This window comes from Actinomyces sp. Z16 (genome assembly GCF_003111765.1).
Taxonomy (GTDB): Bacteria; Actinomycetota; Actinomycetes; order Actinomycetales; family Actinomycetaceae; genus Actinomyces; species Actinomyces glycerinitolerans.
Window position 1 is genome coordinate 2,884,793 of sequence record NZ_CP027862.1, and the last position, 12,194, is coordinate 2,896,986.

The window sequence follows — 12,194 nt, forward strand, 5'->3', positions numbered from 1 at the left end:
CCCCGCCCTGCCCCTTCCGCAGCGGCGGGCAGGTTCGGCACTCAGTACAGCGGGATCTCGTCGAGCATGCGCGTGACCAGCTCGGCGATCTCGCTGCGCTCGGTGCGCACCAGGTCGACGTGCGCGAACAGGTCCCGGTCCTTCAGGGACTCGACCACGCTGACCACGCCGTCCCAGCGGCCCACCCGCAGGTTGTCCCGCTGGGCGACGTCGTGGGTGAGCACCACCTTGGAGTTCTGGCCGATCCGGGACAGCACCGTCAGCAGCACATTGCGCTCCAGCGACTGGGCCTCGTCCACGATCACGAAGGCGTCGTGCAGGGAGCGTCCGCGCACGTGCGTCAGCGGCAGCACCTCCAGCTGCCCGGCGGCGACGATCCGGTCGATTCGGTCCGTGGGCACCACCGAGCTGAGGGTGTCAAACACCGCGTCCCCCCAGGGGGACATCTTCTCCGCCGAGTCGCCGGGCAGGTAGCCGAGGGTCTGCCCGCCCACCGCGTACAGGGGCCGGAACACCATCACCTTGCGGTGCTCGTGCCGGTTGACGACGGCGTCCAGGCCGGCGCTCAGCGCCAGGGCGGACTTGCCGGTGCCCGCACGGCCGCCCAGTGAGACGATGCCGATGTCGGGGTTGAGCAGGTGGTCGATGGCGATGCGCTGCTCGGCGCTGCGCCCGCGCACGCCGAAGACCTCGCGGGAGGGGTCGACCAGGTGAAGGGTCCCGCCGACCACGGTGGCCAGCGCCGATCCGCGTGGGGACGTCACCACCACGCCGGTGTGGGTGGGTTGAGCCGCCAGGTCGTCGGCGGCCTCCTCGTCCGTCAGCCCGGACAGGTCCAGGACGCCGTCGTCCCACAGGCAGGAGATCTCCTCCGCGGTGACAGTTACAGCGGTCATGCCGGAGTAGATGTCCTCGCTGGCGAGCTCGGCCCGATACTCCTCCGCGGTCAGCCCGACGGCCGCGGCCTTGATACGCATGGGCAGGTCCTTGGACACGACGACGACCTCGCCGTCGTCCCCTCCCTGCCGGGCGCGGCGGGCAAGGGTGACGGCCACGGACAGGATGCGGGAGTCGTTATCGCCCAGGCGCATGGCGGCGGGCAGCACGTGGTCGTCGGCGCCGTTGAGCTCGACCCGCACCGTGCCGCCGCGGTCGCCCACGGGGATGGGGCGGTCGAGCCGGCCGTGCTGCTCGCGCAGGCCGTCGAGCAGCCGCAGTGCGGAGCGGGCGAAGTAGCCCAGCTCGGGGTGGTGACGCTTGCCCTCCAACTCGGTGACCACCACGACCGGCAGCACGACGGCGTGCTCGTCGAAGCGCAACACGGCGCGGGGGTCTGACAGTAGGACCGAGGTGTCCAGGACGTAGGTTCGCATGGCTGTCTCCGTCTGTGCTCGGCGGGCTGTACCCGACGTCCGGCCCCGGCCCGTCTGTGATACCGCTCACCATACCCGCTGTCGCTGCCGGAACGCTGAGCACAACGAGGCGTGGTGGCCGGAGCACCGTCGGCGCGGGCCTACAGTCACGGGCCTACCCGCCGACGGCCAGCCACGGCGCCACCGCCGACGGCGGGGTCCGGCGTCCGAAGAAACCTCGGCTACTTGCCCAATCGGCGCTCGCGTCGCCCGTAGTCGCGCAGCGCCCGCAGGAAGTCGATGCGGCGGAAGTCCGGCCAGTACACCTCGCAGAAGTAGTACTCGGAGTGGACCGACTGCCACAGCAGGAAGCCGGACAGGCGCTGCTCCCCCGAGGTGCGGATGACCAGCTCGGGGTCGGGCTGCCCCTTGGTGTACAGGTGGGCGGTGATGTCCTCCTCGGACAGGGAGTCGGCGACCTGCTCCAGCGTGGCGCCGGCGGCGGCGCGCTCACGCAGCAGGGAGCGCACGGCGTCGGCAATCTCTTGGCGCCCGCCGTAGCCGACGGCGACGTTGACCTGCATGCGCCCATCCACGCCCGGCCCACCGGCATTCCCCGCCGCAGACGCCGAGGCGCCGGCGGCGGATCCGGCACCGGGGCCGACGCTCCCGTCGTCGGGGCCGCCGTCGTCGCGCCCGGCGGTGGACGCGACGGCGGCGCGCAGCCGGTCCGCCACGGGCGCGGGCAACAGGTCCACATTCCCAACCAGACGCAACCGCCAGCGGCCGGCGGCGGCCAACTCGTCGACGGCGTGGGCGATGATGTCCAGCAGTGGTGAGAGCTCGGCGGGGTCGCGTGAGAGGTTGTCGGTGCTCAGCAGCCACAGGGTGACCACACCGACGCCGGCATCCTCCGCCCACCCCAGGAACTCCTCGATCTTGTCGGCGCCACGCTTGTGCCCCTGCGCGGTGCCGATACCCATGGCCCGCGCCCAACGGCGGTTGCCGTCGAGGATGACACCCACATGCTCGGGCACGCGGTCGGGTTTGACCTGGGCGACCAGGCGGCGCTCGTAGAGGTCGTACAGGAGGTTGTCGCCCGCCATGGCTCGTCTCTTTCTGTGCGCGCCGGTCCGCTATGACGCCGCCGCACCAGGGTCGGTGGGCGCGCCCAGCTCCGAGGGTACCGCGAGTGAGCCCTAGCCCACCTTCCCCACAAACCTACGGAAGCGTAAGTTACGGTAGCGTAGGTTGCTGGGACGTCCACGTGAGGAGAACCGTCGATGCGTACTTCCGCCCGGTCGCGCGGCGCGGCCGCAATCAGCGCCGCCAACGACCTCGCCCGCGCCGTCAAACCCAAGCTGCGCGGGTGGATCCACGCCTGCACCGCTCCCCTGGCGCTGGCCGCCTGCATCGTGCTGACGGTGCTGGCGCCGGGTGCAGGGCTGAAGTGGGCGTGTGCCGCCTACCTGGCCTGCTCGCTGCTGCTGTTCGCCAATTCGGGCGTCTACCACATCTCCAACGGCCACTTCCCCAGCGCCGTGTCCACGGTGCTGCAGCGCTTCGACCATGCCAACATCTACCTGCTGATCGCCGGCACCTACACACCCCTGTCGGTGGCACTGCTCGACGCCGGCACGGCCCGCCTGGTGCTGGGAATCGTGTGGGGCGGGGCCGCACTCGGCATCCTCACCACGCTGCTGTGGCCGACGGCGCCGCGCTGGCTGTCGACCCTGTTCTACATCCTGCTCGGCTGGGTGGCGCTGTGGTTCCTGCCCCAATTCTGGGTCACCGGCGGTCCGGCGGTCTTCTGGCTGCTGGTGGCCGGCGGCGTCGTCTATACGACGGGCGGTGTCATCTACGCGCGCAAGCGCCCCGACCCGTTCCCCCGCTGGTTCGGCTTCCATGAGATCTTCCATACGTGCACGGTGGCCGCGTGGGCCTGCCACTGCGTGGCCTGTTATCTGGCGGTGCTGGGCTGAGAGGCCGCGAACCGCGCCGCGCCCACCGCAGACATCCGGCCGACATGGCCACGCACACCGCCGTCGCCGACCCACGGGGCGGCGGGAACGTATAGACTCGCGGTTTATATCCGGACAGCACCTGAGGATTCCTGAGGATTTCTGCCGCCCGTTCGCAAGGAGGAACCATGGCCGAAGAGACCACCGAACAGCAGGGCACCTGGCTCACCCAGGAGGCGTTCGACCGACTCACCGAGGAACTCGAGCGCCGCAAGAACGTTGAGCGCAAGGCGATCGCCCAGCGCGTGGAGGCCGCCCGCCAGGAGGGCGACCTGCGGGAGAACGCCGGCTATCACGCGGCCCGCGAGGAGGCCTCGCTCAACGAGGCCCGCATTGTCACGCTCACCGAGATGCTGGAGCACGCGCAGGTGGGCGCCGCCAGCTTCGACGGCTCCGTCGCCGCGGGCACCGTCGTCACGGCGAAGGTCGCCGGCCGCGAGCAATCCTTCGCCCTGGGCGGGCAGGAGATCACCGCGGACGTCCCCGAGGGCGTCAAGGTCTTCTCCCCCGACGCCCCACTCGGCCGCGCCCTCATGGGGCACCGTGCCGGCGAGACCGTCACCTACAACGCGCCCACCGGCAAGGAAATAACCGCCGAGATCATCGACGTCAAGGCGCTGTAGACCACACCAACGATCAACGCGCCCCGTTCCCGCCCACGCGGCGGGCACGGGGCGCGCTTGTTCCTCTCCTGTTCCCACTCTTACTCCACTACTCCACGCCTCGCGCCGCATTCCCGGGTCGGCGCGAGCGTGGCGTTTTCGACCGGGGTGCCGCGGGGGTGCCCGCGCATACGCCTCCGGCGTACTCCCATGGTTCACACTTAACGCGCTCGGCCGCCCCGAGTACGGTCACCCCCATGACAGCAGCTACACAGCCCGCTCCCGCCGCCGCGCCGACGGCGCGCCCCCGCCCGGCCCGCAACCCTCAGATTCCCGGCCGGGAGACCACGCTCCTGCCCAACCCGGGTGACCACGTCGTCCTGGGCACTCCCCTGGACGGCCCCTGGCCCGAGGGCACTCAGGTGCTCTACCTGGCGGGCGGCTGTTTCTGGGGTGTGGAGCGCTTCCTGTGGCGCCAGCCCGGCGTCGTGGCCACCGCCGTGGGCTACATGGGCGGCACCACCCCGAACGCCACCTACCGGGAGGTGTGCACCGGCGCCACCGGTCACGCCGAGACGGTGCGCGTGGCTTATGACCCGGACGTGTGCGGGCAGGGCGGGGAGAGCCTGCTGCGCACCTTCTGGGAGAACCACGACTCCACCCAGCTGAACCGGCACGGCAACGACGTCGGCACCCAGTACCGCTCGGCGGTGTGGACCACCACGTCGGCGCAGGCCAACGCCGCCCTGGCGATCCGCACCGCCTTCCAGGGGGAGCTGACGCGGCTGGGCCGCGGCACCTGCGTGACGACCATCGCGCCGGCCACCGAGCTTTACGCCGACTTCGGCGGCCCCTTCTACCTGGCGGAGGACTACCACCAGGGCTACCTGGACAAGAACCCCGACGGCTACTGCAACCACGGCCCCAACGGGATCACCTGCCCGATCGGGATCGCGAACGTGCCCGCCCAGACGGACGTGCTGCCGCCCGAGGCGGTGTAAGCACACCGAGGCCGCGGCAACGCGTTCGGGCCGGGTAGAGGCGTTCAGCGTCTCTACCCGGCCCGTTACGTTCCCACCCGGCGCCCTACCGGAGCCGGCAGCGGCGAGGAATGCCCCGGCCTTCAGGCACCCAGCGCCAGGTTGACGGCCACCCCCAGCATGACCAGGCCGACCAGTACATCCAGCACGCGCCAGGTGCGTGGGCTGGACAGCGGCCCGGACAGCGCCCGCGCCCCCAGGCCCAGCGCCGTGAACCACAGGATCGACGCCGTACCGGCGCCGGCGGCGGCCACCCACCGGGCCGCCCCGAAGCCGTTGGTGACCGTGCCGAGCATCAGCACGGTGTCGAGATAGACGTGCGGGTTCAGCCAGGTGAGCGCGAGCGTCGTCAGCGCCACCGACGACGCCGGACGCGCCTGCTCCTGCTCAAGCGCACCGGGACGCATGGCCGACCGGAAGCTGGAGATCGCGAAGCCGATCAGGTATAGCACGCCGCCCCAGCGCAGCACCTCCAGTGCCCAGGGGGCCAGGCGCGCCACCACGCCGATCCCGCCGGTGCCAATGGCGATGAGCGCCAAGTCGCTGAGCGCACAGATGGCTATCACCAGCCCGACGTGTTCGCGGCGTACGCCCTGGCGCAGTACCCACGCGTTCTGTGCGCCGATGGCCACGATCAGCCCCAGGCCGGTGGCGAAGCCGGTAATGGCCGGCGCCAAGCCTGCGTTGTGTGCGGCCGACACCGTTCCGAAGACCGGTGCCGCCGTCAGGGCAGCGGACGCCGGGTTCCAGGACGCAGGGACCAAGGCCGCGCAATCCAGCAGGCTCATGGAAGTGATCACGACCCGACCGTACGGGCAACGGCCGGGCTGCCGTAAGCCCGGCCCGCCGTCCGCCTCGGTGGCGGAGCCCACGCGGTGCCGGGTGCAACTCGCCGTCGGCGGACCGCACCGCAGGGATCGCGCCGGAAATGTGCCAATATCAGGGCATGAGTGAGCGCAGTGACTTCACAGACGACCGCGGCTATGGCGACCGCGGCAACCGGCGCGACCGATATGACCGTGGCAATGACCGCGGCGACCGGCGCGACCGCGGGGACTACCGCGGCTCCGGCGGCTACGACCGTGGCTACCGCAGCAACTACCGGGGCGACGGCGAGCGCGGCTACGGCCGGGATCGCGGCTATGGCGACCGGCGCGACGACCGGGGCTATAACCGCGACCGCGACGGCCGGGGATACGACCGGGGCGGACGCGGCTACGACCGCGACGGCCGGGGCTACCGCAACCACCGGGAGGACCGCGATTATCGCGACAACCGCGGCTATGGCGACCGGCGCGGACGCGACTACCAGCGCGACGACCGCGGCGGACGCGGATACGACCGGGGCGGCCGGGGGCATGACCGCGGCGGGCGCGGATACGACCGGGGAGACCGGGACCGCGACTACCGGCGCGAGGGCCGCCGCCACGAGAAGGGCCCGCGCAAGGGCACGCTCAGCGACCTGGTGGATTACCTGCACGTACTCGACGGCCGCTCCTATTCCGCCTACCGCGACACGGTCGGCCACTACCGCGCCCCCGAGGGCTGGGTCCTGCACGTCGACTACGTCCAGCCTGACCCCTACGCCCCGCCCACCCGCATCCGCATTCAGGTTCCTGCCGACCTGCCGGGTCTGAAGCTGCTGCACGAGGAGGACCTGCTGTCCACCCACGACCGGCGCGTCGCGGTGGGCGACTTCCTCACCCGGGAACTGCACCGCGGTTTCCGCGGCACCAACCTCTCGATCGCCGGCCCCGGCCAGGAGATTCTCGAACGCTGCTCCGTCATCGTCTCCGCCCCGGCCGAGGCCGATCCCGAGGCACAGACCGACGCCGATGCCTCCGCCGCGGCGTCCGCCGCGGACGCGGAGGAATCGCGCGGCCCCGCAAAGCAGGCCGACGAGGTCGTGGACCTGTTCACGGTGCTGACCGAGACGGACGCCGAAGACGCGGACGAGTCCGTTGCAGTGGAGGAGGCGAGCAGCCCCCACGCGACCGCCGCCGAGGATGATGCCGCCGCCGAAGATGACGCCGCTCAGGCCGCTGCCGAAGAGGACATGCCCGCCGCGGATGACTTCGCCGCTGCCATCGGCTCCACCGAGCCCGCCGACACCATGATTGCGGCGCCGTCGGCGCAGATCGAGTTCACCGAGCCGGCGTCCGCCGCCTCCGCTCCACAGGCCCCGGACGCCGTCGAGGACGCCGAGGACGCTGCCGAGGTCGCAGGTGCTGAAGCAGAGGAGGCGCCCGCCCCGGCTGCCGCCTCCGGCCCCGACTTCATCATTGAGATCCGCGCCCGGGTGGCGCTGCCGGCCCGTGGCCGCTCCATCCGCGGCCGCGAGGCCGCAAACATCTTCAACCTGGACCTGACCCGCGAAGTCAACGCGGCCCTGGACCTGACCGGCGAGCGTGCCGAGCGCCTGCTGGCGCACGTCGCCGCCCTGGAGGACCACCGGGCGCTGACGCGGGCGGTGCTCGACAACGGCTGGGTCTCCTTCCTCGCCGACGGGTCGATCCTGCCCCGCCGCTCCGGCGTCAGCGATGCACCCATGGAGGAGGGCGCCGTCGCGCTGACCGCCCCGGACTCGCTGGCCGCCACCGTCACCCTGCCGCACGCCGGCGAGGTGCGCGGCACCGCCGTCGGCTCCGGAGTAACGCTCATCGTCGGCGGCGGCTACCACGGCAAGTCCACGCTGCTGAGTGCGATCGAACGCGGCGTCTACCCGCACGTGCCGGGCGACGGCCGCGAGCTGGTCGCCACGGTCCCGGACGCCGTCAAGGTACGCGCCGCGGATGGCCGGGCGGTCACGGGCGTGGACCTGACCCCGTTCATCTCCCACCTGCCCGGCGGGAGGGACACCGCCTCCTTCACCACCACCAATGCCTCCGGTTCCACCTCGCAGGCGGCCTCCATCGTGGAGTCGATCGAGGCGGGCGCCTCGGCGCTGCTGCTGGATGAGGACACCTCAGCCACCAACCTCCTGATCCGCGATGCGCGCATGCGCACGCTGGTGGCCGACGACCAGGAGCCGATCACCCCGTTCGTGGACCGGGTGGGCGCGCTGGCCGAGGCGGGCGTGTCCACCGTGCTGGTGATGGGCGGTTCCGGGGACTACCTGGATGTGGCCGACCGGGTGCTGCTGCTGGACTCCTACGTGCTGCACGACGCCACCGAGCGGGCCGCCGAGGTCGCTGCGGCGCAGCCGCGGGAGGCCACGGCGCTGGCGGACTTCCCCATGCAGACCCCGCGCGTGCCACTGCCCTCGCAGCGCACCCAGCGCGGCCCGGTGCGCACGCGCGCCCGCGGCACGGACTCGCTCACCCTGGACCGGGAGGACATCGACATCTCCGACGTGGCCGGCGTGGTCGAGTCCGGGCAGGCGGAGGCCGTGGCCTACGCCCTGCGGGCGCTGCTGGAGCAGCGCTTCGACGGGGAGTCGACGCTGGCCCAGTGTCTGGATGACCTGGACGCGCTGCTGGACGATGAGGGCCTGGACGCGTTGGATCGTCGCCCGGCCTTCCTGGTGCGCCCGCGCATGGTGGACGTGGCAGCCGCGGTGAACCGCTACCGCAAGCTCAAGCTGGCCTGAGGGGCCCACACAGGCAGCTGAGCGCCGCTCAAGACCCAAATGGACGGGGAGCCCGCCACCTTGCGAGGTGACGGGCTCCCGCGTGTATGGGCAGCGCGAGACGGATTCAGCGCAGCGCGGCCAGCGCCTGGTCCTGGGCGACGATCGCCTCGACCATTGCGGGGACCTCGCTGTCGTGGAAGGCGGCCGGGGCGAAACTGGACATGTTCTCGAAGTCGGTGGCCAGGTGCAGGTTGACCTGCGGCCCCACCACGCCGGTGGTGAAGTTCGACAGAATCAGGCGCAGGGCCTCGATCGGCCGGTGGCCGGCGGAGAAGGAGTAGTCGACCAGGCCGACGGCCTTGTTGGCCAGCACGGACGGGGTGATGAAGTCGATCGCGTTCTTCAGCGCGCCCGGGACGGAGTGGTTGTACTCCGGGGTGACGAAGACGTAGGCGTCGTATGCCGCCAGGGTCTCGTTCCACTTCACCGCGGCAGGGTCCTTGGCGGGGGCGGCCATCGGGGGAAGCTCCTCGGCGAAGACCGGCAGGTTGAAGGCGGCGAGCTCGAGGACCTCGGCCTGCACGCCCGCAACGGTGTTGGCCTTCTCGGCAACCCACTGAGCGACGGGCCCGCCCACGGAGTTGGGTCGAACGGAGCCGGTGATCACGGCGATCTTGGTCATGTTGTACTCCTTGAAAGCACGGTTGGAAGCAAATCAAGCAGACCGGACTCTAGGCCAAAGGTCCCCGTCGACATACAGTCTATCCACTGACCTTGCTCATACTCATCGCTCTTGCTTCTAGAAGGCCGTGCGTTTCCAAGGCGCGCCCCCAGTTAGGCTGAGAGCGTGAGCGATGCCGGAAGCAACGGAAACCACGCCGACCCCAACTCCCATTGGGACGGTGCCCGCTACCTGCGGGAGATTCTGCGCGCCCCCGTCTATGAGGCCGCCGAGCACACCCCTCTTCAGCCGATGCCCGCGCTGTCGACCCGCCTGGGCAACACGGTTGAGGTCAAGCGCGAGGACCTGCAGTCCGTTCATTCCTTCAAGATCCGCGGCGCCTACAACGCCATGCGCTCACTGTCCGACGCCGAGCGCGAGCGCGGCGTGGTCACCGCCTCCGCCGGCAACCACGCCCAGGGGGTCGCCCGCTCCGCCTCCCTGCTGGGGGTGCGCGCACTGATCGTCATGCCCACCGTCACCCCCCGCATCAAGGTCGACGCCGTGCGCACCCTGGGTGGCGAGGTGCTGCTGAGCGGAGACAACTTCGACGCCGCCAAGGCCGAGGCGCTGCGCCTGGCCAAGGCCGAGGGGCTGACCTACATCGCCCCCTTCGACGATCCCCGCGTCATCGCCGGCCAGGGCACCATCGGGTTGGAGATGATCCAGCAGGACGCCGATCTGGACCGCGTGTTCGTGCCCGTGGGCGGTGGTGGCCTGGTCTCCGGCATCGCCGTGCTGATCAAGCAGCTGATGCCGCAGGTACAGGTCATCGGCGTCGAGCACGAGGAGTCCGCCTGCCTGAATGCCGCACTGGCCGCCGGGGAGCCGGTCACGCTGGAGCACGTCGGCCTGTTCGCCGAGGGTGTGGCGGTGCGCCGCATCGGGGATGAGACCTTCCGCCTGTGTGCGCAGCTGCTCGACGACGTCGTGACCGTCTCCTCCGACGAGGTCTCCGCCGCCGTGCGCGACCTGTTCGAGGACCTGCGCGCCGTGCCGGAGCCTAGCGGAGCCGTCGCCCTGGCGGGACTGAAGCAGTACGTGGCCGCGCACGACCTCTCCGGCGAGCGGCTGGCCTGCGTATTGTCGGGGGCGAATCTGAACTTCCACCAACTGCGCTACATCTCCGAACGCGCCGAGATCGGCGAGCAGCGCGAGGCCATCCTGGGCGTGACCATCCCCGAGGTGCAGGGCGAGTTCCTGCGCTTCGCCTCCGTGTTGGGCGGCCGCGCGGTCACCGAATTCAACTACCGGGCGTCCGCCTCGGCCCCCGCGGGCGCACCGGCCCGAATCTTTGTGGGCGTGCGGCTCACTCGCGGACGCGACGAGCGCCGCGAGATCGTCGCCGACCTGGAGGCCGCCGGCTACGGCGTGGTGGACCTGACCGAGGACGAGCTCGCCAAGGTGCATGTGCGCTCCATGATCGGCGGGCGGGCCCCGGAGGGCCTGGTGGAGCGGCTGTTCAGCTTCGAGTTCCCGGAGTCTCCCGGGGCGTTGACCCGGTTCCTGGAGATCCTGGGGACTCGCTGGAACATCACCCTGTTCCACTACCGCACCGATGGCGCCGACTACGGGCGCATCCTGACGGCCTTCGAAGCCGGCCCGGACGACGCCGAGCTGACCGAGCACATGGACCGGCTCGGTTACGCCTACCAAGAGGAGACGGACGACCCCTCCGCCCGCTTCTTCCTGGCCCGCTGAGCCCGCAGACCCCTCCCCGCCCCGCCCCGACCCTTCACCGAGGTCGGTAGATCTTACGTACCGAGGTCGGTTGCACCCTCAGCGGTCTCTTCGTGTTAAAGAGCTCTTCCGGTTTGTGGGTGTGGTGTCCACGGGCCGGTCGAGAGCCTGGGCCGGCGAGCGAGTGGACTGGGGGCTCTGCTACGCCGGTTGGACGTTAACAATGCCACTTAACGGTTTGCTGTATGCCTCGGAGCCCTGCAGCAGACGGTTAACTGGCTCTTCGCGTTTGAGGGTATGGGTGGAGCCGGGAGCCGGTTCGCCTGCGTGCTTTGCGCTGGCGTCGTCTGCTACGCCGGTTCGGTGTCTGCTGAATGGTTCTGGGCCCGTCAGCGGAGCTCAAACTGGCGTAGCAGACGACGAAGGGGCGTAGTAGACGCCGAAGGGGCGTACCCAACGACCGCGCGCTGGCCTTGATCCCACTCGCTCTACGCCCGCGACACCGCCCCGAGGACATCCCCGCCGGCCACAAGTCCTCGTCAGCCTCAGAACATCCTCGCAGACCCCACGCCGACCTCGTGCGCCCGGGCACGACCACCCGCGGGCCCGAACCACCACACCCACAAACCGCAGCGCCCATGAGCATCCGATGGTGCTCCCAGCTGTCACAGATTGCACCACTTTGCTGGGACATGCCGGAACCTTGGCCGACAGAACCGCATGATTTCAACGATTTGCATCAGGCGACTCGCGTCCGGGCAGGTAAAGTGGTGCAATCAGTGACAGCTGGGCGGCGGTCACCGTGGCGAACCGGCAGGCCCACCGGTTTCCTCACCCGGAGACACGCCGGCCGCCACATCCACAAGCACGACGAGCCGGTCCGGATGCCCTGGCGGGGTTGTTCAAGAACACACCCCGGCCCTCGAGGACGCCTCCCAGGAGAGCGTCCTCGGCGGCCCGACGACGTCCCCGCCGACCCGAGCACGACCGCATCACCCCAACCACCACCCCACACCACAGCCCCGGCCGAACCTCACACCCGCAAACCGGAAGCGCCTCTTAACATCGCCATATTAAGGCCAATTCAACAGTTCACCTTGCGCCTTCATTATACATCTGATACATTTGCAGCGAGCGATACCCACATTTGAAAGGCGCGATCAACAATGCCCCCTGAACCTGCCACTCGCTCGCGGCGCACACTGCG

At 70.3% G+C, this 12,194-nt stretch carries 8 protein-coding genes and 2 pseudogenes; 6 read left to right on the forward strand and 4 right to left on the reverse strand.

What is annotated here, in order from left to right; all coding sequences use genetic code 11:
- Positions 1 to 41: 41 nt before the first annotated feature.
- Positions 42 to 1,373: a PhoH family protein gene (locus C3B71_RS12095; protein WP_108968357.1), complete on the reverse strand. Its 1,332-nt coding sequence runs from the start codon at positions 1,371 to 1,373 to the stop codon at positions 42 to 44.
- A gap of 221 nt (positions 1,374 to 1,594) precedes the next feature.
- Positions 1,595 to 2,458: a polyprenyl diphosphate synthase gene (gene uppS / locus C3B71_RS12100; RefSeq protein ID WP_108968359.1), complete on the reverse strand. Its 864-nt coding sequence runs from the start codon at positions 2,456 to 2,458 to the stop codon at positions 1,595 to 1,597.
- Between the two features lie 177 nt (positions 2,459 to 2,635).
- Here uppS and trhA point away from each other — a divergent pair, with 177 nt between their 5' ends.
- The 3 genes from trhA (at position 2,636) to msrA (ending at position 4,976) form a co-directional block, all read left to right on the forward strand.
- Positions 2,636 to 3,334, forward strand: a complete 699-nt coding sequence (trhA, locus tag C3B71_RS12105; RefSeq protein WP_108968361.1) for a PAQR family membrane homeostasis protein TrhA — start codon at positions 2,636 to 2,638, stop codon at positions 3,332 to 3,334.
- Positions 3,335 to 3,501: 167 nt separating this feature from the next.
- Positions 3,502 to 3,996 (forward strand): GreA/GreB family elongation factor, encoded by a 495-nt coding sequence (locus tag C3B71_RS12110; protein ID WP_073328370.1) that lies wholly within the window; start codon positions 3,502 to 3,504, stop codon positions 3,994 to 3,996.
- Between the two features lie 236 nt (positions 3,997 to 4,232).
- Entirely contained in the window at positions 4,233 to 4,976 is a 744-nt protein-coding gene (msrA, locus tag C3B71_RS12115; protein WP_108968364.1) for a peptide-methionine (S)-S-oxide reductase MsrA, read from the forward strand.
- A 122-nt stretch (positions 4,977 to 5,098) separates the two neighbouring features.
- Here the strand turns inward: msrA and C3B71_RS12120 are convergent, their stop codons facing one another.
- Positions 5,099 to 5,815, reverse strand: a complete 717-nt coding sequence (locus C3B71_RS12120; RefSeq protein WP_234415901.1) for a LysE/ArgO family amino acid transporter — start codon at positions 5,813 to 5,815, stop codon at positions 5,099 to 5,101.
- Between the two features lie 146 nt (positions 5,816 to 5,961).
- Between C3B71_RS12120 and C3B71_RS16960 the strand changes: the two are divergent.
- Both C3B71_RS16960 and C3B71_RS16965 read left to right on the forward strand, forming a co-directional pair.
- A pseudogene (locus C3B71_RS16960) lies at positions 5,962 to 6,798 on the forward strand (ABC-ATPase domain-containing protein); the annotation flags it as partial.
- Positions 6,799 to 7,296: 498 nt separating this feature from the next.
- Positions 7,297 to 8,604, forward strand: a pseudogene (locus C3B71_RS16965) (P-loop domain-containing protein); the annotation flags it as partial.
- A gap of 106 nt (positions 8,605 to 8,710) precedes the next feature.
- On the opposite strand, the gene C3B71_RS12135 reads toward C3B71_RS16965, so the two are convergent.
- Positions 8,711 to 9,268, reverse strand: a complete 558-nt coding sequence (locus C3B71_RS12135; RefSeq protein WP_108968366.1) for an NADPH-dependent FMN reductase — start codon at positions 9,266 to 9,268, stop codon at positions 8,711 to 8,713.
- 165 nt (positions 9,269 to 9,433) lie between these two features.
- Here C3B71_RS12135 and ilvA point away from each other — a divergent pair, with 165 nt between their 5' ends.
- Positions 9,434 to 11,008 carry a threonine ammonia-lyase, biosynthetic gene (ilvA, locus tag C3B71_RS12140; RefSeq protein ID WP_108968368.1) on the forward strand — a complete coding sequence of 525 codons (1,575 nt, stop codon included), beginning with the start codon at positions 9,434 to 9,436 and terminating at the stop codon, positions 11,006 to 11,008.
- The last annotated feature ends 1,186 nt before the right edge of the window (positions 11,009 to 12,194 follow it).